General features: G+C 33.6%; 21 protein-coding genes and 1 tRNA gene. 8 read left to right on the plus strand and 14 right to left on the minus strand.

The features are described 5' to 3' along the window. Window positions 1-63 precede the first annotated feature (63 nt). The 6 genes from B5X64_RS12605 (at window position 64) to recQ (ending at window position 6,938) form a co-directional block, all read left to right on the plus strand. Window positions 64-573 carry a DUF2480 family protein gene (locus B5X64_RS12605; RefSeq protein WP_079465596.1) on the plus strand — a complete coding sequence of 170 codons (510 nt, stop codon included), beginning with the start codon at window positions 64-66 and terminating at the stop codon, window positions 571-573. A 108-nt stretch (window positions 574-681) separates the two neighbouring features. Then, on the plus strand, window positions 682-1,341 hold the full coding sequence (locus B5X64_RS12610; protein ID WP_079465597.1) for a DUF937 domain-containing protein: 660 nt from the start codon (window positions 682-684) through the stop codon (window positions 1,339-1,341). A 333-nt stretch (window positions 1,342-1,674) separates the two neighbouring features. Then, a complete protein-coding gene (locus B5X64_RS12615) occupies window positions 1,675-2,109 on the plus strand; it encodes an ankyrin repeat domain-containing protein (RefSeq protein ID WP_079465598.1) in 435 nt (144 codons plus the stop codon). Window positions 2,110-2,251: 142 nt separating this feature from the next. Beyond that, the gene (gene aspS / locus B5X64_RS12620; RefSeq protein WP_079465599.1) at window positions 2,252-4,006 is read left to right on the plus strand and encodes an aspartate--tRNA ligase; all 1,755 of its coding nucleotides are present in this window, start codon (window positions 2,252-2,254) and stop codon (window positions 4,004-4,006) included. A gap of 47 nt (window positions 4,007-4,053) precedes the next feature. Further along, a complete protein-coding gene (locus B5X64_RS12625; RefSeq protein WP_079465600.1) occupies window positions 4,054-4,599 on the plus strand; it encodes a hypothetical protein in 546 nt (181 codons plus the stop codon). A gap of 152 nt (window positions 4,600-4,751) precedes the next feature. After that, a complete protein-coding gene (gene recQ, locus B5X64_RS12630; protein WP_079465601.1) occupies window positions 4,752-6,938 on the plus strand; it encodes a DNA helicase RecQ in 2,187 nt (728 codons plus the stop codon). Window positions 6,939-6,989: 51 nt separating this feature from the next. On the opposite strand, the gene B5X64_RS12635 is transcribed toward recQ, so the two are convergent. The 5 genes from B5X64_RS12635 to B5X64_RS12655 all read right to left on the minus strand — a co-directional run bounded on the left by B5X64_RS12635 (window position 6,990) and on the right by B5X64_RS12655 (window position 11,488). After that, window positions 6,990-7,715 (minus strand): SDR family NAD(P)-dependent oxidoreductase, encoded by a 726-nt coding sequence (locus tag B5X64_RS12635; protein WP_079465602.1) that lies wholly within the window; start codon window positions 7,713-7,715, stop codon window positions 6,990-6,992. Window positions 7,716-7,926: 211 nt separating this feature from the next. After that, window positions 7,927-9,477, minus strand: coding sequence for a hypothetical protein (locus tag B5X64_RS12640; RefSeq protein ID WP_079465603.1), 1,551 nt, complete (start codon window positions 9,475-9,477; stop codon window positions 7,927-7,929). 199 nt (window positions 9,478-9,676) lie between these two features. After that, window positions 9,677-10,033, minus strand: coding sequence for a preprotein translocase subunit YajC (gene yajC, locus B5X64_RS12645; protein ID WP_066674825.1), 357 nt, complete (start codon window positions 10,031-10,033; stop codon window positions 9,677-9,679). Between the two features lie 4 nt (window positions 10,034-10,037). Then, window positions 10,038-10,565 (minus strand): DUF1573 domain-containing protein, encoded by a 528-nt coding sequence (locus B5X64_RS12650; protein WP_079465604.1) that lies wholly within the window; start codon window positions 10,563-10,565, stop codon window positions 10,038-10,040. Window positions 10,566-10,582: 17 nt separating this feature from the next. Next, on the minus strand, window positions 10,583-11,488 hold the full coding sequence (locus tag B5X64_RS12655; RefSeq protein ID WP_079465605.1) for a transcription antitermination protein NusB: 906 nt from the start codon (window positions 11,486-11,488) through the stop codon (window positions 10,583-10,585). A gap of 90 nt (window positions 11,489-11,578) precedes the next feature. On the opposite strand from B5X64_RS12655, the gene B5X64_RS12660 reads away from it, so the two are divergent. Beyond that, window positions 11,579-13,240, plus strand: coding sequence for an ABC transporter ATP-binding protein (locus B5X64_RS12660; RefSeq protein WP_079465606.1), 1,662 nt, complete (start codon window positions 11,579-11,581; stop codon window positions 13,238-13,240). A gap of 101 nt (window positions 13,241-13,341) precedes the next feature. Next, window positions 13,342-13,677: a DUF3276 family protein gene (locus B5X64_RS12665; RefSeq protein WP_029295477.1), complete on the plus strand. Its 336-nt coding sequence runs from the start codon at window positions 13,342-13,344 to the stop codon at window positions 13,675-13,677. A gap of 146 nt (window positions 13,678-13,823) precedes the next feature. On the opposite strand, the gene B5X64_RS12670 is transcribed toward B5X64_RS12665, so the two are convergent. From B5X64_RS12670 to B5X64_RS12710, 9 genes are all read right to left on the minus strand, one after another. Continuing rightward, the gene (locus B5X64_RS12670; protein ID WP_079465607.1) at window positions 13,824-18,860 is read right to left on the minus strand and encodes a DUF4132 domain-containing protein; all 5,037 of its coding nucleotides are present in this window, start codon (window positions 18,858-18,860) and stop codon (window positions 13,824-13,826) included. A gap of 22 nt (window positions 18,861-18,882) precedes the next feature. Beyond that, window positions 18,883-19,317, minus strand: coding sequence for a hypothetical protein (locus tag B5X64_RS12675; RefSeq protein ID WP_079465608.1), 435 nt, complete (start codon window positions 19,315-19,317; stop codon window positions 18,883-18,885). Between the two features lie 243 nt (window positions 19,318-19,560). Further along, window positions 19,561-19,636, minus strand: a tRNA-His gene (locus B5X64_RS12680). Between the two features lie 36 nt (window positions 19,637-19,672). Then, complete coding sequence (bshB1, locus tag B5X64_RS12685; protein WP_079465609.1) at window positions 19,673-20,392, minus strand: bacillithiol biosynthesis deacetylase BshB1; 720 nt, start codon at window positions 20,390-20,392, stop codon at window positions 19,673-19,675. Window positions 20,393-20,541: 149 nt separating this feature from the next. Further along, window positions 20,542-22,191: a tetratricopeptide repeat protein gene (locus B5X64_RS12690; protein ID WP_079465610.1), complete on the minus strand. Its 1,650-nt coding sequence runs from the start codon at window positions 22,189-22,191 to the stop codon at window positions 20,542-20,544. A gap of 103 nt (window positions 22,192-22,294) precedes the next feature. Next, window positions 22,295-23,068, minus strand: coding sequence for a PstS family phosphate ABC transporter substrate-binding protein (locus B5X64_RS12695; RefSeq protein ID WP_420808111.1), 774 nt, complete (start codon window positions 23,066-23,068; stop codon window positions 22,295-22,297). An 88-nt stretch (window positions 23,069-23,156) separates the two neighbouring features. Then, window positions 23,157-23,345: a DUF308 domain-containing protein gene (locus tag B5X64_RS12700; protein WP_228418902.1), complete on the minus strand. Its 189-nt coding sequence runs from the start codon at window positions 23,343-23,345 to the stop codon at window positions 23,157-23,159. A 79-nt stretch (window positions 23,346-23,424) separates the two neighbouring features. Next, window positions 23,425-24,267 (minus strand): energy transducer TonB, encoded by an 843-nt coding sequence (locus B5X64_RS12705; RefSeq protein WP_079465613.1) that lies wholly within the window; start codon window positions 24,265-24,267, stop codon window positions 23,425-23,427. Window positions 24,268-24,308: 41 nt separating this feature from the next. Continuing rightward, window positions 24,309-24,851 carry an ExbD/TolR family protein gene (locus tag B5X64_RS12710; RefSeq protein WP_079465614.1) on the minus strand — a complete coding sequence of 181 codons (543 nt, stop codon included), beginning with the start codon at window positions 24,849-24,851 and terminating at the stop codon, window positions 24,309-24,311. Between the last annotated feature and the right edge of the window lie 13 nt (window positions 24,852-24,864).

Here is a 24,864-nt window from a genome sequence, read left to right on the forward strand (position 1 = left end):
ATTGCAAACATCAAAATTCAAATTATAATTGAGTAAATTTGCTTCAAAGATAATGATAAAAAAATGTCAGAAGAACTTGAAATAAAAAATAAAGTAGCCGCAAGCGGATTGATCAACTTTGACCTTACTGATCTTGTTCCCAAAGGTGCAAGAAAAGGTATTGATCTTAAAGATTTTCTTTTTATGGAAATGATTTTAAAAGAAAAAGACTTCCGTGAAAAAGTAGCCGCAATCGACACTGAAGAATACAAAGATACTTACGTTTACATCTATAATTCTGCTGATGCAATCGTACCACTTTGGGCTTACTTTTTAATCACTGCTAAATTAACAGACGTTACAAAAAAAATAGTTTTCGGAAATTTAGAAAATTTAGAAATAATCTTAATGCATGATGCGATCAACAGCCATGATTTCTCTGTAATGGAAGGAAAAAGAGTATTGGTAAAAGGCTGCTCTGACAAGCTAATTCCAGAAAATGCATACGTAGAATTGGTGGAAAAAATTCAGCCGATTATAAAATCTCTGATGTTTGGTGAGGCTTGTTCGAATGTTCCCATTTTGAAAAACTAATCTATTCTTCAAGATATTAACCTTAGATTTTTGTTTTAAATTAAATTATACATTGTCAATATTTTTGATAACTTTGAGTTTATTAACACCTAAAAAATAAGCACAAAAATGAGTTTAATAGATTTACTTACAGGAAACACAGGAAATCAGGTTGCGGAGCAGGCTGAAAACAAATTCGGAATCAGCAAGAACCAAATCCTCGCACTTTTGGCAGTAGCAACACCTCTTGTAATTTCTTATCTGAGAAACAAATCTCAAGACAATAAAGAAGCCGAAGCTTTAAATAATGCATTAGATAAAGATCACGACGGAAGTATTTTAGATGATACTTCACAGTTGGAAGCAAGACAAAATGAAGGCGGGTCAATTCTCTCTCATGTTTTTGGAAGTGAAAAAGGTAATGTAGAAAATCAGTTATCACAAAATACAGGAATTTCTATTGATAAAATCGGACCTATCTTGGCAATGCTTGCTCCTGTAATTATGGGCTATATTGGTAAAGAAAAACAACAAAACAATGTGGGAGCTGGAGGTCTTGGTGATCTTTTAGGTGGAATTTTAGGCGGTGCACAAACTCAGGCTCAGCAACAGCAGTCTAATCCTTTAAACGATATCCTAGGAAGTGTTTTAGGTGGTGGGCAATCGCAGTCTTCTGGAAATCCTTTGAATGATATTTTAGGAAGCGTTCTTGGTGGAGGCGGACAACAAAAACAACAACAAAGTGGAGGTTTAGGAGATATTCTAGGCGGGCTTTTTGGAGGGAAATAAATCCTAACATCTTAAAAATATTGAATACCGAAGTTTACGCTTCGGTATTTTTTATGATAATATGGTTACAAATAGTTAATGTTTTTTAACAAAAATAATTTTCAACATTTAGTGATAATATAGTATAAATTTTAAAGGAAAATCTTTAGTTAAGAAGCATTATAATTTAATCGATGAAACTTTGTAACTTGCATTTGCGAAATTCTTAATTATCAATGATATGAAACTTCATGTAGTGAATTTCATAAAAAACAATGAAATCAATTAATAATTAGCAACATGTATCAAAAAAAATATTTAGCTTTGTATATTATTTAGATAAAATTAAGATTTATGAAAAAAATAATTACTACTTCTTTACTATTTGGAATTGCTATTTTTAGTAATGGATTGTTTGCACAAGAACTTTCTAGTGAGAAAACAAGAATCTTCCAGACAGACAAAATAGAAGATATAAAAAAGGTTTTCAAGAAAGACGAATTGACCAAGTGTTTTGATATTAAACAAGTCCCTTACAATCTCTTGTCTTTAAGTGCAAGATATGAAAGAGTAAATGTGATCAACTATTTGTTTGAAAACAATGTAGACGTTAATAAATCTTGTAGCGACACAACTCCACTTATGTATGCCGCAAGATATGGCTACACAGATACCGTAAAATTATTTTTAAAAAAAGGGGCTAAAAAAGACACTAAAGACCGTCAAGGTAAGACAGCAAAAGATTATGCTTTAGAAAATAACCATCCTGATACGGCTGCAATTCTTTAGAAAATTTTACAATATTATACTTTAAACTTCCTTCGGGGAGTTTTTTTTATTTTAAAACTTTCAAAAACCTTATCTTTGCCAACGAAAAATTAGACATATAAAAGTCTAATATATAAAGTCTAATATCTAACATCTAAAACAAATGTTTCGATCGCACACCAACGGAGAATTATCTCTAAAAAATCTTAATGAAGAAGTTACACTTTCAGGATGGGTACAAACCATTCGTGATAAAGGATTTATGATTTGGATAGATCTTCGAGATCGTTACGGAATTACTCAGTTGGTTTTCGACCAAGACCGTTCTACAGCGGAATTGATGGAAAATGCAAAAAAATTGGGTCGTGAATTCGTGATTCAAGTGAGTGGAAAAGTCATTGAAAGAGTAAGCAAAAACCCCAATATTCCAACAGGAGAAATTGAAATTTTAGTTGAAAAATTAACGGTTCTTAATGAATCTCAGCTTCCGCCTTTCACCATTGAAGATGAAACAGACGGAGGTGAAGAGTTAAGGATGAAATACCGTTATCTGGATATCAGAAGAGCTCCGGTAAGAGATAAATTGATCTTCCGTCACAAAATGGCGCAAAAAGTTAGAAATTATCTTTCAGACGAAGGATTTATTGAAGTTGAAACTCCGGTTTTAATTAAATCTACTCCGGAAGGGGCAAGAGATTTCGTGGTTCCAAGCAGGATGAATCCGGGACAATTTTATGCATTGCCACAATCTCCACAGACTTTCAAACAATTGTTGATGGTTGGTGGAATGGATAAATATTTCCAGATCGTGAAATGTTTCCGTGATGAGGATTTGAGAGCCGACAGACAGCCGGAATTCACACAAATCGATTGCGAAATGGCATTCGTAGAGCAGGAAGATGTAATGAATGTTTTTGAAGGAATGACCAAAACGTTAATCAAAGATATTACCGGTCAGGAATTCGGAACTTTCCCAAGAATGACTTTTGCTGATGCGATGCAGAAATATGGAAACGACAAACCGGACATCCGTTTCGGAATGGAATTCGTAGAATTAAACGATTTAGTAAAAGGAAAAGATTTCAAGATATTTGATGATGCAGAATTGGTTGTCGGAATCAATGTTGAAGGATGTGCAGATTATACAAGAAAACAAATCGACGAGCTTGTTGATTGGGTAAAAAGACCACAAATCGGAGCTTCAGGAATGGTTTGGGCTAAATTCCAAAATGACGGAGTGAAAACTTCTTCTGTAAATAAATTTTACAACGAGGAAGATTTAGCAAAAATCATTGAAAAATTCGGAGCAAAAGAAGGCGATTTAATGTTGATTCTTTCAGGAAACGAACACAAAGTAAGAACTCAGCTTTCAGCGTTGAGAATGGAACTTGGAAACCGTTTAGGATTAAGAAAAGGAAATGTATTTGCACCACTTTGGGTTGTTGACTTCCCGTTATTGGAATTTGATGAGGAAAGCGGACGTTACCACGCAATGCACCACCCTTTCACCTCTCCAAAACCAGAAGATTTACATTTATTGGAAACTGACCCAGGAAAAGCAAGAGCCAATGCTTACGATATGGTTTTGAACGGAAACGAGATCGGTGGAGGTTCAATCCGAATTTTTGATAAAGATTTACAATCAAGAATGTTTGATTTATTAGGATTCTCAAAAGAAGAAGCAGAAGCGCAATTTGGATTCTTAATGAATGCGTTCAAATACGGAGCTCCGCCTCACGGTGGTTTGGCTTTCGGATTTGACCGTTTGGTAGCTATTCTTGACGGAAACGAAGTGATTAGAGATTACATTGCATTCCCGAAAAATAATTCAGGACGAGATGTGATGATTGATGCGCCAAGTAAAATTGCTGATGAACAACTCGATGAATTGGAATTGAAATTAAATTTAAAAGCATAAATTAGAAGCGGAGATTTTTCTCCGCTTTTTTTATTTAAACAAAGACTATGACCGAAGAAACCCTAACCTACAACACTCCAATCTCTGAAGAAATTTTCACACAAATTCAGCAATATGAATTTAAAAGAGCTTGGAAGAGCAACCTTAAAAAAAACAATAGGAATCTCTTTTGGGGGCTTTTTTCAATAGCTTTTGGACTTCTTACTTTTCTATTTAATGATTATCAATTTACAGGTTTCTTTATAGGATTCGGTATAGCTACATTTTCATCATACTTTTCTTACTATTCTATCCATAAAAATTCTAAAAAGAAGTTTAAAGAAACAATAGATAAAGAAATTTCTAATTTCAGAATAAACTCAACTGATGTAATTTGGGAATTTACTCCTACCCATTTTTCCTTCAAAAACTATAAATCTGAATATAAATTTATTTGGCAGGAAATTACCTACTGTATTCTAGATGATAAATATCTTTACATCACAGCCTCTTCATTCATGAATTTCATTTTAGACAAAGCTAATATTGATGAAAGTAATCTCAATAAAACCATCATCTACCTTGAAACTAGGTCGAAATTTATGGAAATTTAGTATCAACACATTTTTTAAAAGTTAATTGCAAAATATTTTCAGGTATTTTTAAAAATAATAGTCTTTTACAATATTTTTGAATCCATCAAAATAAAAAAACACGCAAAACTACTCACAATTTATTATTTTTACTTCAACACAAATTTTGAATTATGAAATCTTCTCTAGAAATTTTACAGCAATATTTTGGCTACGACAGTTTCAGGCTAGAGCAAGCCAATGCCGTGGAAAATGTAATTGCAAAAAAAGACACGTTTGTTTTAATGCCAACTGGTGGTGGGAAATCCCTTTGCTACCAAGTTCCGGCTTTAGTTTTGGAAGGTACTGCGATTGTTATTTCTCCATTAATTGCTTTAATGAAAGACCAAGTTGATGCACTGCGCGTGAATGGGATTTCTGCTGCATACATTAATTCTTCGATGAGTTCTCTGGAACAAAATGAAACTTTACATCAATTAAAAAATGGCGAACTCAAACTTTTATACGTCGCACCCGAAAAATTAAGTGCCGATAACGGTGCATTTTTAAAATTGCTTAATGAAGTTAAGGTTTCATTATTTGCTGTAGATGAAGCACATTGTGTTTCACATTGGGGCCACGATTTCCGTCCGGACTATTTATTTCTGAATAGTTTAAAAAATCAATTTCCACAAATCCCAATCATTGCTTTAACGGCAAGTGCAGATGAAATTACAAGACAAGATATCATCAAACAACTGAATCTTCAGCAACCTCTTGTTTTAGTTTCATCGTTCGACAGAGCCAATATCAAATATTTTGTACAGCCCAAACAGTCTGTCCTTCATCACATTACTCAATACCTCAGTGAGCATCCCAACGATTCTGGAATTATCTATTGCTTATCCCGAAAAGGGACTGAAGAAATGTCTAATCAGCTGAAAGAAAATGGTATCAATTCTGCTTTTTATCACGCAGGAATTTCATCAGCCGAACGGGCAAAGGTTCAGGAAGACTTCATCAAAGACAAAACTCAGGTAATGGTTGCAACAATTGCTTTTGGAATGGGGATCGATAAAAGTAATGTCCGTTTTGTGATGCACGCAGATTTACCAAAAAATATAGAAAGCTATTATCAGGAAACGGGAAGAGCCGGAAGAGATGGTCTGCCGAGTGAAGCGATTTTGTTTTATTCTGGTGCTGATGTGATAAAACTTCGAAGATTTGCTTTGATAGAAGGCAATGAAGAACAATCTGGTCTAATGTTGCGAAAGCTGCAACAAATGGCTGATTTTGCCGAGATGCAAAAATGCCGAAGACAATATCTGATGGAGTATTTTGGAGAAAATCATCCTGGAAATTGCAACAATTGTGATTATTGCCTCAGTGAATTTGAAACCTGGGACGCAACCGTTGATGCTCAAAAATTACTCAGTGCCGTCTTCCGACTGAAAGAACGGTACGGAAAAAACATGATTATTGATTTTCTGCGTGGTTCAAAAAGTGCCAAAATTACAGATTATATGCAAAGTCTTCCTACGTATGGTATTGGAAATAAAAGTGATAAAAACTATTGGCAAAACCTCATCAAACAACTAATAATCAATGGTTTTCTAAAAGAATCAAATGAAGAATTTTCTGTTTTAAAATTAACAGAAGAAAGCAATTTGGTTTTATTTAAACATAAAAAAGTAAGCTTACAAAAAATAAAAGAACAAGCGAAAGCAGTAACTGTAGCTGAGATTGAGACTAATTATACTCAAAATAAAATAGCAGAAAACCTCGATTTATTTGATGAGCTCAAGAAACTCAGACGTAAGCAGGCAGAAAAAGAAAACGTTCCGCCGTATGTTATTTTTTCTGATGCCAGTTTGATGGAACTTTCAACTTATCTGCCCAATACCAAAGAAGAACTTAATCAAATTAGTGGTTTTGGGGAATTTAAAATAGAAAAGTATGGAGAATTATTTCTTGAAGTCATTTTAGAATATTGCAACATTAATAATTTGAGCAGTAAAGTCTCAGAAAAAAAACAAAAAAAACAACGAGAACAGAAACCCAAAAAGGCAAATAAAAACACATCTGGAACATTTGCTACAACTTTTCAACTCTACAAAGAAAATAACAGCATCGAGGAAATTGCCAAAATAAGAAATTTGTCAATCAATACGATTCAGAATCATTTAATTAATTTCGTCGTGGACGGAACCATAAATGCAAGTGAACTAGTGAATACTAACAAAATAGAAAACATCATCGAAGTTGCAAAAACCCCAAAAATTCAATCTTTAAAAGTGATAAAAGAAGCGTTGGGTGACGATTATTCTTATTTTGAAATTCATGTGGCTGTTGCGCATTATAAATCGCAGCAAGAAGTTTAACCTATTTTATATATGGTAAATTTGAAAAATAAAAAAACGAAAATTATTTTTTTATGGCAATTTCGCCACCAAACTTTCCGGCAAGATTTTTAAAATAAAATAAATCAATTTCCATTTAAAATTAGGAACAATCGTAAAAGAATTACCTGCATTCACAAGATGCTTTGCCACATAATCAGGTTCCATCAGAAGATTTTTATTAAGGTCTAAACCAGCGTTTATTTTCGTATTAATATATCCACTGACCAAAACGTTGACTTTAATATTTCTCTGCGCTAGTTCCTGCCTTAAACCCGCCAAATAAGTAGTAAAAGCTGATTTTGTACTTCCGTATACAAAATTACTTTTACGCCCTCTCACTCCTGAAAGAGAAGACAATCCGATGATTCTTTCTAAATTTTTATTACTTCCATCCATCGCAATAATGTTCAGAATAGAAACCGCACCCATATAATTCACTGTCATCATTTGTTGAACACCTTTGAAATCGCTTAACGCTTTCTCGTTGTCAACTAAAAATCCGGCTGCGTAAACAACAATATGAGGTCTTATAGGAAGTTCATCGTAAAACTTTTGATGAGAATCAAAATCAACAGCATCAAAAGATAAAACTGTAACTTTTGAATTGAGATTATTTTGCTGAATAAAGTTTTCTAAAGATTCGGTATTTCTAGATGCCGCCACAACCAAAAATCCTTTTGCTATATATTGTTTAATACATTGTTTTGCAACATCGGAATTTGCGCCAAGAATGAGAACAGTTTTGTTTTGATTCATTAGGTAAAGATATTTTTTTAATAGAAATCTTACAAATACTCTCACAAAATAGACAATAAAAATTCGACGCTATTTTTTTCATCCTTTAAGAATTAAAATCACAACTTTAATAGTTTAAAGAATAACAAAATGATTCATCAATATTAAAAAAGTTTCGGCGGGGTAATCTATCCTCACCCCGCCGAAACGAAATATTTTAAATTAGTTCAGTTTATAAAGATACTTTCAGAATTTGTTTTTTCGTTCCTTTTCTTCCAATGAAATAAACAGAATCACCAGAAATAGCGCCATTTGAGACCATAAACGGAACTTCACTGTCTTCATTATCTAAAATTTCCTGGTAATCGAAATTTCCATTTTGATTGACCCGGATGATATTAAGATTGGCTTTTTTGGAACTGGTTTGTCCAAATTGGATTCTGTCGTTGCTTAGTTTCTTTACTTTTTCACCTGTATTGATAAAGAAATAAGCGTCGCTACCAACAGCAGCTGAAGTGTAAGAAATAAAAGATTCGTCTCCATTAGTTGTCTGTCTTTTATTGATATTTCTTGCCCAAACAATTTCACCAGCTGGATTAAGCCTTGCTGTAACAATATCATCATAATGAAAAATTGTGCGCGAATATCCTCCGCCATATGGCGACGAATAATAATGTGAAGTAATATAAAATTCTTCAGCGTTAAAAATAATATCTCCGTTTTGAGTTGTAATTATTTTTCTAAAAGAAAGATTTTTCAACTCTTTATCTTTGTCTTTCCCATATTTATCAATGATAAATTGCTCCGTAAACGGATTGTACTTTACTTTTTTCATTTCTAAAGTGACAGGATCTAGCTCGAAATAAGAAATTCCTTTAAATCTATGATCTCGTAGATCTGAATAAAAGCCAAGGCATATTAAACGATCTTCAAAAACGATTGTATTAAGAGACGCTACAAAATGTTCATCAGAATCAAAAACCTGAGTTTTTTCGCTATCACCAGTAATGCGAGTTAATTCATATTGATATTTTCCGCCTTCTTTTTTCTTCTTTTTGTCATCGCTATATACTTTCCCGAGAACATAAATTGTTTTTCCGTCTTTAGAAACATCAATATTCTCGTAAACAAATTTTCTGTCCTTTATCTCTTTTTTAAAAGTATGATCAATATTTTTCTGAAGCGATTGATCAAACACAAACATACGGTGCGTTTCTGTATTTTTATCTTTAATATCCACCGTCACTGCAAATGCAGTACGATTTTCGTTAACAATCATACTCGCTCCGTAATCACCATCAAAAACTCCTGCATTAAAAAAAACAAATTGCTTTATCTCATCACTATTAACCCGAAACAATTCGCTCTTCTTGAAATTAAAATCATTAATATTAGATGACATTGCAGAACAGATGTAAGCTTTTTGATCTTTTTCATATATAAAATCGATAATATGTATATTCTCACCATCCATAATAACACCCAACACAGAACTTTGTCTTACCGCTTTAGAATAGTTTATTTCATATTCAAATTCTTTTATCAACTTAAGATTGGAATCATAATGCTCAAAATAATAACCAGATCCGGAAGAAAAAACACCACCAACATAAGAGCGAATAACCACCACTCCACCTTTTCCGTCATCTTCTACAAGAGCAATCGATGAACGTTTGTATTCATCTTTAAAAACATCGCTTTTTTTAATGTCAAACGGAATTTTCTGTGCAAAAGAAATAATGCTTAGGAAGGTAAACGCCAAACAAAGAAGAATTTTTTTCATGGTTTTCTTAGTCTTTTAATAATCTGTCAAATATATTTTTTTAGCATAACTTCCACAAACATTTTTATATATAAACAAAAATTTCACAATCATGAAAATAAGTTCAGAATGTTGTGGTTTTTACAGAATGATGTATAAAAAAATTGGCGCGGTGAGCTTCTTTCACCGCGCCAATTCACAATATTATTTTAAAACTAAATTATTTTTTTTCAGTTTCTACAACTTCTTTTTTATCAGCCGCCGCTTTGTCTCCAAATCTGTTTGCTGTAAATTCTCTTGAAATTGCTGCTTTTTCAAATTTCAGTTTTCCTGAAAGGGTTTCAATAACCACTCCATCCTCCTGAATCTGAGCAATTCTTCCGTGAAGACCAGAAGTAAGCACTACTCTGCTTCCCACTTTCAGATCTTCCTGAAATTTTTTCTCCTGCTTCTGCTTCTTCATTTGAGGTCTGATCATCAGAAAATAAAATCCGACAACCATCACCCCCATCATCATCAACATAGTCGTTGAATTTCCCTGTGCAGGTGCTTGTAAAAATAATGTTAACATATTCATTTAATTATGGTTGAATATTGGCATTGAATGTCAATTTTATCGGAGCATTTTCTACGTTAGCAAAAACATCAGCATACTTTTGTACGCTTCCGTCAAAGCTTGTAGAGTCAAAGCTCAAAGTAATTTTCCCTTTTTTACCCGGCATAATTGGATCTTTAGTAAATTCAGGAGCAGTACATCCGCATCCAGGCTTTACTTCAGAAATAATTAATGGGTTTGTACCTGTATTGGTTACTTCGTAAACGTGGTTTACTTTTGCTCCTTTTTTAATAGTTCCAAAATCGAAATTGCTTTCAGATAATGCAATTGTGGTGGTAGGTTGATTAGATTTTACAGGAGCTGCAGCTTCAGTTCCGGCAACTGTAGGAGTTACAGGTGAAACTGTAGAGTCATTTGAAGGTGCAGCAGGTGCATTGGTAGAATCTACACCAATTACTTCTGCATTTTGCACTTCTTTATTTTCTTCTTTTTTACAAGAAACCAATCCGAATCCGATTACAGACAAAGCAATAATTGATAATGTCTTTTTCATATTAAATTAATTTTAATTTATATTCTATTTAAATCTTTACAATATTTATCTAAAATACCGTTGATGAATATATTAGAACGATCTGTCGCATATACTTTTGCAATCTCAATATATTCATTAATAATAACTCTTGAAGGGGTAAAAGGAAAATTGTCTAGCTCTGAAATAGCAGTTGTTAAAATAACTTTATCCATCAATCCCACTCTTTCCAAATCCCAGTTTTCTAGACGCTCAGAAAGCTTTTTCTCATTAATTTCCCAGTTATTCAAAGTATCTCTAAGAAGTTTGCTCGCAAAAGTTGCGTCTTCTTCATCTTTAATCATTTTAATTAAAGTGCGGCTTTCTTCATCTTCTTTCAAAAAACCGATTGTTTTTTGAACCATCGAGTTGGCAATATGAATATCATCTGACCAAGTAAGTTCTCTATCGCTGATATAATCATGAAAATCATCATTTTCGGCAATATACCTTAAAAATAATTTTCCGATAAACTTTTGATCATCTTCAAAAGAATAACCATCTTCCTTCATAAAATCCTGATAACGCTTTCCTGCAGTCATACGTTGGAAAGTTTTCACCAACATATCATCGTGCAAGTCCCATTTCAAATCTTTATGCTGACCAGAGAAATACAATCTCTCAGGATTTTCATCAAGCTTTTTTAAAACCTGATTATTAATAAATTTTTGATTGGGATTAACATCTGAATCAGTTTTAAAGTATTTGTTTTTACCAATTTCCATTTGGTTTTCGGCAAGATCTTTCAGACCCACCAAAAAATTCAATTGAAAAATATAGAGATTATAGATTTTCTCTATTCCCGAAAACATGTTTTTTTCTAACACATCAAATTTTATCGGGTTTTGGTAGTACGAATACACAGATTCTACTACTTTTTCACGGATTTGTCTTCTTCCTAACATTCAAAGAGCTTTTTATGCGTGCAAAGATATGAAATTTAAAATTTATGAAATTCTCAGTCTGCTTCAATTTTTGTAATTTTGTGAAACTTTATGAAAGCACTGAAAACTCTGAACCCTTACTTTTGGAAGCACAAAATATTATTGTTTTGGGGGTTATTATTCATCATCGCCAGTAATTTTTTTAATATATATAAGGTACAGTTCGTTGGAAAATCGGTTGACGAGCTTACAAAACATGGAAATCTGGGCTTTAATAAGCAAGTTTTAATCTACGTTGCCATTATTGTCGGTTGCTCTCTTCTTACCGGATTCTTTACTTTTATGATGCGACAAACCATCATCGTTGCATCCCGAAGAATTGAATATGAACTAAAAAATAAAATCTACAGACATTATCAGGAGTTATCGCTTACCGATTACAAGCAAACAACCATCGGAGACTTAATGAATAGATTAAGTGAAGATATTGTTGCCGTAAGAATGTATCTGGGACCAGGTGTAATGTATGTGGTCAATCTTATTGTATTATTATTGATTACCAGTTTTTATATGCTTACAACTGATGTTTCAATGACGGTTTGGACGTTGTTGCCGCTTCCGATTTTATCTTTTATCATATTTAAAGTAAGCTCGATTATCAATAAAAAATCAAAAGTGATGCAGAAAAGTCAGTCTGCGATTTCCACTTTTGTACAGGATAGTTTTTCAGGAATACGAGTGGTAAAATACTTTGCAAAGGAAAAATATATCCAAAAAAATTACGGTATTAAAGTAAGCGATTACCAAGATAAAGCTTTAGATTTAGCAAAAACAGAAGCCTATTTCTTTACCATTATTTTATTTGTAATCGGGTTATTGAATGTTGCAGTAATTTTGATTGGCGGACAAAAATATATTGCAGGCGAGCTTACCGTTGGTAAAATTGCAGATTTCTTTATGTACATTAATATTTTAATCTGGCCATTCTCAATGGTAGGTTGGGTAACATCAATTAATCAGAGAGCAGAAGCTTCCATGCAGAGAATTAATGAATTTTTGGAGAAGCAGTCTGATATTTACAATAAAAACTTTGAAAACTACCCTATTAAAGGTGATATTGAATTTAGAAATGTCTCTTACGTCTATCCAAACACAGGAATTAAAGCATTAGATAACTTAAGTTTTAAAATTGGTGCCGGAAAATCTTTAGCCATCATGGGAAAAACCGGTAGTGGAAAATCGACGATCGCTTTACTTCTTTGCAGACTTATAGATCCTACTGAAGGCGAAATTTTGATTGACGGTAAAAATTTAAAAGATCATAATCTTGAAAATTACAGAAATTTCATTGGTTATATTCCGCAGGAAAGTTATCTCTTTTCAGATTCTATAGAACATAATATAGGATTCTCTATCGACCATCCTACGCATGAAAAAGTGGTTGAATATTCTAAAATTGCAGATGTGCACAAAAACATTGTTGAGTTTAAAGATCAATACAAAACGATGGTGGGCGAACGAGGCGTAATGCTTTCGGGAGGTCAAAAACAGAGAATTTGCATTGCTAGAGCCTTAATAAAAGACCCAAATATCATTATTTTTGATGACTCCCTATCTGCATTAGATACAGAAACCGAACAGAATATCCTCAGAAACATAGATGATAAAATCAATAATGCTACTTCCATAATCATCACACATAGAGAGTCTAGCGCACAAAGAGCAGACCTCATTCTTAATCTTAGTGAAATTAGCAATTCTGCAACTGCATAGCCAAAACATTTTGAATTGTTAAATAAATCATAAAAAAAACTTTGTGATTAAAAGAAATATTTTATATTTGTTCTTAACAAGATTTAAAAAAATATCTAATAATGAGTGAATACAAGGAACGCCATGAAAATGAAATTTTCACTAAGGTGTTAAAAGCGGGGAGAAGAACTTATTTCTTTGATGTGCGAGAGACTAAAGCAGGAGATTATTATCTTACGATTACCGAAAGCAAAAAGAATTTCGGAGAGAATGGAGAAGCTACATTCGAGAAGCACAAAATTTATCTTTACAAAGAAGATTTTAAAAGTTTTCAGGAGATGTTTAATGAGTCCACAGATTTCATCATTAATGAAAAAGGTGAGGATGTTATTTCAGAAAAGCATGATAAAGATTTCAAAAGCAGAACTTACACTATAGATTCTGACGACGAAGTTTAAATCAAAACATATCTAAAAAAACACAAGCATCTGAAAAAGGATGCTTTTTTTATGCTACGCTTTCCAACTTGTTATATCTGATATTTAAAAAATAAAAAGTACACTTTTCACAGTGTACTTTTCTATTATAAGGATTTAGCTTAGTTCTAAACATATTCTCTTTTGATCTGAGAAAGTATTGTCGGATCCTGAATTTCATTATCTTTTGCCAATAATAAAACTTTAGACAAAACTTCAGCAGATTTGGGATCGTCATCTGCAAAAGGTAAAAACAACCTTCCTCTGTGCTGTGAATGAACCGGAAGGATCGACAGATATTTCCCGGGAACCTGATGTACAACCGCACTCCCCAAATGTACACTGTATTCTGCCAATTGACCTTTCACTAAGACATGAGAACCTTCAATTCTTATATTTTCAAGCTTAAATAACCGTGCCGTTTCTTTCATTAATACCGCTCTCATTTCAATAGAAGAATGGCTTGCTTCAGGATCTACTCCACCAACATGAGCAACAGAAACAACCAAATCAACATCACGCATTACCTCAGAAAACAATCTCGGGTTGATATCTTCAAAAGGAATATTTTTATAATCTTTTAATGAATGGAATTCTATTGTCTCAAGGGTCGGGCTTTCTACATCTGCAGGAGAAAACCAATCTGCAATCGCGTATAATTTAACCTGAAAACCTTCTTTATGATAAACTTTCTGCAAACCTTCTTCATAATCTACCTTCCATCCTCTTGTTTTTAGTAAAGCTAAGGTTTGCTTAGGTTGAATCTGATGTCCTGCATATCGTCTCGAAACAGATTTTTCCTGCAACTCATCCGGAGTCGGAGTATATAATTCTCTGAAAATTTGTTTGAATGGCTGAATCAATTTTTCCTTAAAGCAATAATGCTGGAAATCACTCCAAACCGAATGTTGATGCAAATCTACACAGTGAGCGATTCTTAATGTATTATTTTCGTTCAGTTCATGAATTTCACCTTGAGCGTCTACCAAATTTCCATCATGGAAAAATCCTATCTTATTATCATTAGAGATAAACACCAGTTTTTCTAAATGTTTCACAATAACCGGATGTTCAAAAAGATTTTTTATTTCAGCATAAAAAAACTCATCGCCTCTTATCATCGCTTCTTCAAGTCCTTTTCGGGAGCGCATCCATTGTTCACGCATGATTTTTCGATAAGTTCCCAATTCTACAATCGCTTTATCCTTTTTAATTTTTGGCGGAATTGATTTTAACTGTTTATCATCTCTGAAAACAACCAATTCGGCTTTTCCGTCGTCTTCGATAATTAAACCGACCGTAACGCCATCAATGGTAACCTGAGTTTCTTTTGATAATAAGTTCTGAATCTGCTTGGTTTCCATAGCCCAAGTTAAACGGATCGGGTCAGGATAACCTGCATTTCTTGCCAAATTCTCCAACGCCACACGAATGGCCAATGCTTCACTCGCCTGTTTCATCGAGCCAAATTCTTTACTTTCTTTCTTAAACTGCTGAATGTATTCGTATCGGTTTAAAACATCTTTTTCAGAATTTGTTTTACTTAAAGGAACCAAACCGTACACACGAAGATAATCCTGATCACGCTTGTCTTTTACTTTTGCCGTAACTTCTTTTATTTTTAAATCTCCTGTTAAGGTATCAGAATATAACCTCGCTCTTCGGTGTCCATTTCCATCAGAAATATATTTTGCAGATTCATACAACATTTCCCAGCGGGCTTTTCCTAATTCTTTATACGCTTTAGTAAACCAATCTTTATCAACCGCTCCATCCTGAAACTCCTGAACGTCTACGGAAGAATATTTTGCTACTTCACTTTCAAGACCTGAATTCTGAGCCTGATAAGAACCTGTTTTTGTATGTGCATGCATCCACCAAATTGCAGAATCTAAGCCTTTCCAACCTAAATAATTATTAATAAATTTCTGCCATTGCGGAGCATACACTGCAGCCTGAATCAACCGAAGCTCAGCAATTTTCTCCTTTTTCACCATTGCATTAAACGATTCCTGAGTATCACTTTCCAACGGATAACAATTAGACAAAAGATAAGAAAACAGCTTTTGCTTCGTCATACTTTCGCTTCCGTAGCTGTAAATATAATTTGCATACAAATTGGCTTTGCCTAAACCTTTTAAAATTTGCACAAACCGTTCAGCTCCATAAATCGCCTGAAATTCCTGGACAAAATGTGAAACCGAAGTATTCGCATCACCGCGAATCAGTTCTATATCTAAAAATTTATTCTGAATTCCGTCAATTACAGGCTTCAGGAAAGGGAATGTTTCCAGATATTTTTCGCTGTGATGATAAAACTTGGTTGTCGTAAGGTCTCTTATTGCAGATTCTGCTGTAAAAACTCCTTCATAAAGCTCATCTTTGGTAATAATTTTTAGTTCATAAGCTTTACAGAATAAGTAGAAACCAGGAACTGTGTATTTTACATTATCCTGTGATCCGTTGAACTGCATCCATCGGTACAAGTTCCAGACTTTTGCAAATTGCTCATCCGTCAGCTTTTTTACCGGAATTGACTGTAAAAACACTTTAAAAAAAACTGCATTTTGCCATCCGTCTCCATCGTATCTGTAGTAATATTCGCTTGGTTTGGCTTTATAATCAATAATCTCTTTCGGAAGATTTGCAAATAAAGTAGCACAGGCATCAATCAGAAAATCTATTGATTCTTTAAATTCAAACTTGTATTCTAATGATAAGAGAATGTTTTTAAGAGGATTGTCCCAGTAATAATCATTTTTAAGGGGATTCGGAATGAAGTCTTTGTGATAAAACACATAATTTTCAAGAAAATCTCTAAACTTTTTGCGATCGCAGTTCTCTGCAAATGTCAATAAAAATAAATCTACCGGCTGTAGTTTAGAATCTTTATACCATTGTTCCCAAACTTCATACAGTGGGTAGTTTTCTGCTAATTCTTCGCCAATAAAACCTTCCGTATTTTTTTTAATCTGACGGAAATTATTTCCTAGCAATTCTTTTACTAGAGAACCATTCCAGTCTTCGTATTCATATTCGTGATCTTTATGTTTTAAAAATAAATCATTAAGTTTTTTTAATTCAGATTTAATATGATCTAAAGACTGCGTGAAGCCATATTTATCATTCTTTGTTGCTTTTGCATAGAAAGAATCTGATTCTACTTTTGGCAACTCATACTTTGAGATAACGGAAGGATTATAGAAACCAAATCCGTTTTTTTCTGAGAGAATTTCTTTATCTTCAGAAGGATTAAGCTGATCCAATAAGTTTTTTTCTCTATCAGAAATTTTTGTTTTTTCAGAATACTGTAAAGCCCATTGATCAATTTTATCAGACAACCTTCTGTTTTTCTGGAGCTGAAGCATAATATCCAATGAAGCCGTTCTTTGTTCAATATCTCCCTTCACGGTTAATTCTTCGACCAATGGAGCGACTACTGCATCCTCTTGCTTCATCATCAATTCTATTAACTTTTTACGAAGCGTTCCACCTTTTCTTTTAAACAGATCAAAGAAAATCATGACTTCATCTTTATTTAAAGAACCTTGCTGTAAAACATTAATTCCTGAAGCAATCATAGATTCTCCTCTGTCTTTGATAATTTTAAAAGCAAATTCTTTCTGAAAAGGGGTAACTTCTTTCTTTTTCTTTTCAAAATTATAAGAGTAAGAGTAGCAGTAGAAATCACCGAGAATATTTCTGGTGAGTTGCTCTCTTAAGCTCAGATCAAACTGATCAAAATAAGAAAGCACCAAGTCTAGTTTTTCACTATCTTCTCCTACCAGATAAAACATTGAAGCATATAAATCACTCTTTTTGAAAGTCGCATTTTGCCAAGAGAAAACTTTTCCTTCAAACTTTTTTTCTTTAACTTCTATTTTTTGAGTTAGCTCATGAAGTTTTTCAAAAAAGTTGGGATAATCGGTGTTATTGACATAAAATTTAGAATTAACATTTGCGCTTAAAAGTGAAACCATAGGAGCTCCGGCAAATGCTAAAACCTGTAAATCACCTTCCAAGACGGCTTTATAATACAATGGCATCTGAATGTAAGGATCTTCAGTTTCTACAGCGAATTTTATCGCCAAACATTTCTTTTCTACACTACCTTTATCAAACAAATCATGCAGATAAGGAACCGTTTTTTCTACATCCAAAACTCCCTGAACCCAAAGTGCCATATACACTTCATTATTATTTTTACTTTTAACAGCTTCAAAAATCTGTTCCGGATTATTAAAATAAGTATGAGCCAGAGATACTATATTTTTAACGACAGACTCTTTTTCAGCGTCCCAACCTAAACCCGTCCAAGTATCAATTGCACGCACAACCGATGAAAAACGTGTCAGTTTATGCTCCACAATTACATTCGTCATATATTGTAAAGCTCCGATGCTTGTTTCGTCTAATGCTTCCAAAATAGTTTGCCTTAAACCTTCCTGCCGCTGTGCCGCAAGCAAAAGCTTCTCTACCAATTCCCAACAATGTTTCTGCTCGCTGTTGAGCAAAGCTTTTATAATGTTTTGCGAAACTTTTCCTTCCGTATGTTTATTGAAAATAATATCCTCAATTAACTGATAGATTTCTTTGTTTCCGTTATCTATTGCTGCTGACCAGATATAAAACTGACTTGAGTTATTGGATAAAGCATGATCGTAAATAATCTGTTCCTCCAAAGACAGGTTGTAATATTCAAAATTACTGCTGTAAGAATATGTACTTGGAAACTGCAGCAAATTTTTAATTAAATTGATTTGGTTGAGCAATACAAATTTTTCATTATTGGGAGCACGAAACGAGCGACGATCATATCCCGATTGATACATTTTGTAAGGCATTTTATTCCATGCGTATTTTACCAAATCTGCGTTTTCTCCAAAAAAATAAACCAATAGTTTGTAGAATTCTTGGTCTTCCCAAATATCCGGTTTTAAATATTTTTTGATTTCTTCAGTTTTCTTCGAACCTAAAGTCAGTTCCTGATAATGATTTTCTTTACCCAAAAACAAAAGCCCCAATGTAGCAACGTCTTTCTTTAATTTAGGTTTAGAAAACAGCTGAGACAATATGCTTTTCTCTGCCTGTTCTTGTAAATCTTGTCTTAGATTTTTGTAATAGTTGACAATTTTTTTTGATTTTAATTTTTCTGTGATTTCCATTAATAGATGTGTTTGTAATTTATTACCAATAGCTTCCTGCAAGAAAAGTAAGCCTAATAAAAGTGAGTGTATGCTGTAAACTGAGGTTGATATTCTGGGTGAGATTATCTAATTGTTCGTCATTATAAAAGACAGCAAACATCCCATCTTCAAAAGCCTGAATTACGTTTTCCTGCGCTTTCTCTAAATCTGCTTTTTTCTGATTGTAAATGCTTCCGAAACCTACCTTTCCTGTGTCAGTAAGAATATTCAGGTAGTTTTCGGTAGGAATTTTTGCATAGTCTTCGTCTTCCCACTCAAATGATTTTACATTAAATGTCTCCACTTGTTGCCGAACCACTAGTCTTAATAAATTTTCTAATGAAATATCACTGCCATCAAAAGCAATTTCAAGTGGTTCTGTAGTAAGAATAGGATGCTTCCGTCCCAATTGCTTCACTGTAACATTTATTTTCATATGAGAATTTGATATGGAAATAAATATAACAAATTTTTCACTTTCCGTAAATGATATTTCACATCTATTCGGAATATTTTTTTTTAAAGAACTTAAAATTTAAATCAAAAACCGTTATCTATTTGAGTATAATGATCAATTGAATATTATTTATTTTGGAGAAAACAAATCGTTAAGATATAGAAATCTAAATGAGCGAAGTTGTAAAAACAAAAAAAGTACACTGTAAAAGTGTACTTTATAGGGTGAATGAGGGGTCTCGAACCCCCGACCTCCGGAACCACAATCCGGCGCTCTAACCAACTGAGCTACAATCACCGTTTTTGGTGGTGCAAATATAGGAAAGAATTTTTAATTACCAAACAATTCCATCAAAATTTTTCAAAGCAATTAACTTCTCAGACGTAAATCCCTCAGCATAAGCAACTCCCGAAAGCCTTCCTAAATCCTGAGCACGGTACGTTAAGCTCTCATAAAAATCTTTTGACGTAATCGGAGTTTCAGGTTCTTTAGAAGTGGGGTCATAAAACTGAGTTTTAAATGCCATACAAGCTTCCAGCTTTTTCTCAAGATGTTCTGAAATATCAATAACAAATTCTGGCTGAATATGTTTCCACTGAATATAATGAAAAACTTGCTTAGGTCTCCACACTTCCTGAACTTGGCCGTTTAAAACAGTTTCAATTTTTATTAGTCCAGCTAAAAAGCACCCATCCGACACTAATTTTGCAGCTTTTGCATGATCTGGATGTCTATCATCAATTGCGTTGGCTAAAACGATTTCTGGCCTATATTTGCGGATCATTTTTACAATCTCCATCTGATATTCTTCAGAATTGACAAGGAAACCATCTTTTAATCCTAAATTTTCTCTTGCAGCTACTCCTAAAATTTTGGCAGCTTCAGTTGCTTCCTCTTTTCTAGTTTGGTCAGTTCCTCTTGTTCCCAATTCACCTTTAGTTAAATCAACAATAACGATGGTTTTTCCTTCCGAAATTAATTTAGCTATTGTTCCGCCACATCCTAATTCAACATCATCAGGATGAGCCCCAAAAGCAAGTATATCTGTTTTCATAATTAGATAATAATTTAAATAATACAATCGCCGGTTTGATTATTTTTAGTTTTAAACAGGCAATATATTAATTCAAAGATAAGATTTAAACAAAAACTTCCCAAACATTACGAATGGGAAGTTTATATCTGAATAATTTAATTTTTAAATTATTTATTGATTTCTGCATTTAATTTCACAGCATCCTGATAAGAAGGATCCAACTGTAAAGATTTTGCAACATAGTCTTTAGCTTTAGCCAAGTCTTTATCTTTTTCAAGATATGCTACTGCAAAATAAGCATACGCAAGAGTTTGCTTGTTAGTTTCAACCTCAGCAGGTTTTACCGTTGCAATAAATTTCTCATAAGAAACTTTTGCGGTCTCATTATTTCCTTTCTGTTGGTACGCATATCCTTGGCTGTAATAAGCAGGCGCCCAATCAGGTAATAAACTGCTCATTTTCTGCCAAGTTAATATAGCTCCATCCCAGTTTTTCACATCTTGATAAGCATTCGCAAGTTTGTACAATGCATCCGAGCTTTCAGGATTGGCAGCTACTTCTTTTTTTGCAGCCTCTACTTCAGGAGAAGTTGGTCCTTCATTAATACTTGCCTGCGTAGCACCACCACCATTAATTTTAATTATTTCCAAATCCCACTTCATTGTTTGGTCTTTAGCGGCTTTTGCAATAGCAATTTTTTGTTGTGCTTCTGCCTGTAAAGCTGATTTTTTAGCTGCATCAGTTTCAGTTTTAGCCAAACCAGCAGCGATTAATCCCATCAATCCTTGATCTGCAGGTTGAACTCTAGATTTTTCAGCTTTAGATACGAAAGAATCCATGTTTTGTTTTGCTTCTGCATATTGACCGTCTGCATAATTTACATATGCTCTTAATTTGAATTTAATAGGATCGTCAACTTTATCAAAGATTTTATCTAAAATCATTTTAGAATTTGCATAATCTTCGTTAGTAAAGTACAATTTTGCAATTTCTAATTGAGTATAAGGATCCTCATCAGCATACTTTGTATAATTAATCAAATCCTGAGTTGCTTTTGCATTCTCCTGATATTTAATATCATAAGCAGCTAAAGCTTTGTAAGCAGGCGCATATGTAGGATCGGTTGAAATTGCTTTCTCGATGCTTGTTTTTGCTTGTTGCCATTGCTGAGCAGCCATCCATAAAGTTCCAATTCTTGTATACACTGAAGCTTTATTTTTAGCTAACGGTAATGCGTTGTCATATGCTGTCATTGCATCTCCAGGAACTCTTTTTAATCTGTATGCATCTCCTAAAGTATAGTAATAGTATGCAGGAACTTCTTTTCTAGAGGCTCTTTCAATAGCTTTATTCAAAAATTGAATAGCTAAATCTGGAGCGTTATTTTTTTCAAACAAAGTCAATGCTTCAGCAGCTCTAAACAATACTGCTGCATCTTTTTCCCTAGAATCTGTAACTACTTTCTGAATCTCTGCGATAGCAGATTTATCACCTTTACCAAGCTTAACCGCAGCTAAACCAATTTGATTTAAGTAGCTTTTTTTATCTGCAGCTAAACCTTTATTGAAGTTTTCTGTAGCTGCTGCAAAATCTGGCTCACTTTGTCTTAAAAAAGTATTTCCTAGGTAGAAATAATTTTCTGCTGTAGGTTCTTTTGCAATCATAGACGTGAAATTGGTCTTCGCAGCTGCAAATTTATCGCTATCTATGCTGTTAATACCATCCTGCAACGTCTGTGCAAAGGCAAAATTGGTAAAAAATACCACTGATGCTCCTAAAGCAATCTTCTTTACATTCATAATCATTATATCTTTCATTATTATTTTAAAAATCAGTATTCTAAATAAAACACATTACAAATACACAATTTTCAGACCAATATAATAAATAGGTTTGAAAGTTGCTATTTTTTAATATTTTTTAACGCATTTGTACTTGTCTCGGATAAATATTATAAGGTTGTAAACCTTCTTTCTGAACAATTTTCTGTCCCAAATGGGTACAAGAATATCTTATAAAACCATTGGCGATATTAAAACTACCTTCATTGGTAAGGAAATACAAAACTCTGGTGAATGGGTACTTCATCTCACGAAGTCCACTAAAATCAGGAGAATAAGATTTTCCTTCACTTACTACAGGAAGAATTTTTATCATTCCTCTTAGCTTTTCAGCTTCTTTATCATAGGGTCTGCTGATTGTATTTAGCCCAATCACCCCTACTTTATTCGGATATTTACTCAATTCTTCAATAACATTTACACTTCCTGGAATAATTGAAAACTTTAAATCTTTAGGAAGTTTATTTAGCTTTTGAGCAACAAAATTAAGGTTACTAGAATTGGTTCCGTCAAATACAAAATTCTTATCATCAGACTGCAAACCGGAAGTTATTTCTTCCATTGTAATACTTTCTTTATCAGAATTTTTAGGTACAAAAAATACGACAGCATCTGCTGCAAATTTTGCAGGTTCTATCTTCATATCTACTTTTTCTTCGTAGGCTTTAACCTCTTCGGAAGATAATACTTTAGACATCACTACAATTCTTGCTTTATTATTCAATAAATCAAGAAAACCTAAGTCTTCTTTTTTAGTCACCACTTTTATTTTAGTGTCTGGATAACTAATCATATACCCTTCTGCTAAAGCTTCTGTAACACTTTTAAAAGATTCATCCGTTAAAATTGTCATTTCCCCTTTATTATAGGATACGGTACTTTCTACTTTTTTTGAACAGTTTATAATCAAAACTGCGAAGAAAACTAATAAAAAAAAGCGACTAATCTTCATCTTCGGCTGTATTTCTGAATTTAGATATTGCTCTCCAGATTCTGAAGATTCCGTAAAGTATTAATACAGCTCCCAGAGCGTATGCATATATTGGCTCGAGGAATTTATAAACCATCATTACGATTCCTAGGGCTACGTAACAAATTCCTGCGACTAAAGATAACCAGTTGAACATCATACAACAAAAATATTAAAAAAAATAAAAAGAGAAGCATAAGCTTCTCTTTTTTAATTATTATTTAAAATAAACTAATAACTTATTCTGGCGGTTGCATCGCTAATGGAAGTCTGTATCTGTAACGAACAGATTGACCATTAATTTTTGCAGGAGCCCATTTGTTTTTAATCGATTTTACAGTTCTTACAGCTTCAGAGTTAAAATCGGAATTTTTACCGTTTACTTTAATATCTGTAATACTACCATCTCTCTCAACAACAAAAGTAATTTCTCCTTTTACAACTCCATCAGCACCTTCAATTGCCGAAGAATCAAAATTATCTTGAACTTTTCTTCTGAAAGCATTAATTCCTCCAGGGAATTCTGCAGTCTGCTCAACCTCACTATACACCTGAGTATCACTCACCTGAGGCTTAACTTCAGCTGTTGAAGCTTTAGTACCTGTAGATGGCGGCGGTGGTGGTGGAGTATAAGCAGGAGCTTTTACTCCATCTTGAGATACAGCACCTGTAGTGGTTTTTAGCTGCTCAGAAATTGGTGGTGGTGGCGTCTCAATTTTAGGAGCTTTCACCGGTTCCGGAACAACATTCTGAATAATTTCAATCTTTTCCTCTTCTACTGGCGGAGGTGGTGGAGGTGGTTCCTCTTCTTTCGGCTGTTCAATGATAGGATCTTCTTCGATAATTTCAACCAAATCAGATTTCACCTCTACAGCTTCCTTTTCATTCATACTCTTAATAGTCATATAAATAAAAGGAGATAAAGCAGTCACCAAGAACAATCCTGTACCAATAATAAAAGACTTTGTCAGTAATCTAGGATACTGATGTCTAAGATCGTAAGCACCATATGCTTTATTTCTATTTTCAAATACAATCTCGTCTAAAGTAAGATTCTGACTGTATATATTTTCATCTGCCATTGTATTGCAAATTTAAATGTTAAACACTTTGCAGTAACAAATTAGTTACCCACTTTCTTATCGTAAACAGCTTTTTCATAAGGCTTAAGATCGGTTACCCCATATCTTTCGCTTTTTGTAATTGCCATCTCGTCAAGAATGTCTACAAAGTTTTTATATACCGCATCATCCGTTGGCTTAATAATCACTGTAAACAGATCTTTCTTTTTAGCTCTGGCTTTTGCTTGCTTGATAATTTCTCTAATCCCTTCTCTGTCTAAAGAAGTTTCAGTCATTGTCTGATCATTAAGACCTGCTTGGTCTTGCTGATGCCAAAATACTCTATTATCTTTTCCTAAAAGCAAAGTAATAGAATTGGATAAATCGATTTCATTTGGTGGTGGTTGAGGTTTAGTGGGATCCGGTTTTGCGGGAAGCCCTAAATCCATCACATTCGGTTTACTAAATGTTGATGTAAACATAAAGAACATCAATAGTAAGAAATTAAGGTCAACCATTGGCGTCATATCGACGGCAGGGTTGTTTTTCTTGGAGCGAACTTTGCCACCTTTGGCGCTCTTCTCCTGTACTTGTACTTGTGCCATTTCTTATTCTTAA

The sequence above is a fragment of the Chryseobacterium balustinum genome, assembly GCF_900168205.1.
In the GTDB taxonomy this organism is placed as follows: domain Bacteria; phylum Bacteroidota; class Bacteroidia; order Flavobacteriales; family Weeksellaceae; genus Chryseobacterium; species Chryseobacterium balustinum.

Bases quoted from the DNA above. Each gene is read 5' to 3' on its own strand.
- B5X64_RS12605 (WP_079465596.1), top strand. From the start codon at position 64: ATGTCAGAAGAACTTGAAATAAAAAATAAAGTAGCCGCAAGCGGATTG.
- B5X64_RS12610 (WP_079465597.1), top strand. From the start codon at position 682: ATGAGTTTAATAGATTTACTTACAGGAAACACAGGAAATCAGGTTGCG.
- B5X64_RS12615 (WP_079465598.1), top strand. From the start codon at position 1,675: ATGAAAAAAATAATTACTACTTCTTTACTATTTGGAATTGCTATTTTT.
- aspS (WP_079465599.1), top strand. From the start codon at position 2,252: ATGTTTCGATCGCACACCAACGGAGAATTATCTCTAAAAAATCTTAAT.
- B5X64_RS12625 (WP_079465600.1), top strand. From the start codon at position 4,054: ATGACCGAAGAAACCCTAACCTACAACACTCCAATCTCTGAAGAAATT.
- recQ (WP_079465601.1), top strand. From the start codon at position 4,752: ATGAAATCTTCTCTAGAAATTTTACAGCAATATTTTGGCTACGACAGT.
- B5X64_RS12635 (WP_079465602.1), bottom strand. From the start codon at position 7,715: ATGAATCAAAACAAAACTGTTCTCATTCTTGGCGCAAATTCCGATGTT.
- B5X64_RS12640 (WP_079465603.1), bottom strand. From the start codon at position 9,477: ATGAAAAAAATTCTTCTTTGTTTGGCGTTTACCTTCCTAAGCATTATT.
- yajC (WP_066674825.1), bottom strand. From the start codon at position 10,033: ATGAATATGTTAACATTATTTTTACAAGCACCTGCACAGGGAAATTCA.
- B5X64_RS12650 (WP_079465604.1), bottom strand. From the start codon at position 10,565: ATGAAAAAGACATTATCAATTATTGCTTTGTCTGTAATCGGATTCGGA.
- B5X64_RS12655 (WP_079465605.1), bottom strand. From the start codon at position 11,488: ATGTTAGGAAGAAGACAAATCCGTGAAAAAGTAGTAGAATCTGTGTAT.
- B5X64_RS12660 (WP_079465606.1), top strand. From the start codon at position 11,579: ATGAAAGCACTGAAAACTCTGAACCCTTACTTTTGGAAGCACAAAATA.
- B5X64_RS12665 (WP_029295477.1), top strand. From the start codon at position 13,342: ATGAGTGAATACAAGGAACGCCATGAAAATGAAATTTTCACTAAGGTG.
- B5X64_RS12670 (WP_079465607.1), bottom strand. From the start codon at position 18,860: ATGGAAATCACAGAAAAATTAAAATCAAAAAAAATTGTCAACTATTAC.
- B5X64_RS12675 (WP_079465608.1), bottom strand. From the start codon at position 19,317: ATGAAAATAAATGTTACAGTGAAGCAATTGGGACGGAAGCATCCTATT.
- bshB1 (WP_079465609.1), bottom strand. From the start codon at position 20,392: ATGAAAACAGATATACTTGCTTTTGGGGCTCATCCTGATGATGTTGAA.
- B5X64_RS12690 (WP_079465610.1), bottom strand. From the start codon at position 22,191: ATGAAAGATATAATGATTATGAATGTAAAGAAGATTGCTTTAGGAGCA.
- B5X64_RS12695 (WP_420808111.1), bottom strand. From the start codon at position 23,068: ATGACAATTTTAACGGATGAATCTTTTAAAAGTGTTACAGAAGCTTTA.
- B5X64_RS12700 (WP_228418902.1), bottom strand. From the start codon at position 23,345: ATGATGTTCAACTGGTTATCTTTAGTCGCAGGAATTTGTTACGTAGCC.
- B5X64_RS12705 (WP_079465613.1), bottom strand. From the start codon at position 24,267: ATGGCAGATGAAAATATATACAGTCAGAATCTTACTTTAGACGAGATT.
- B5X64_RS12710 (WP_079465614.1), bottom strand. From the start codon at position 24,851: ATGGCACAAGTACAAGTACAGGAGAAGAGCGCCAAAGGTGGCAAAGTT.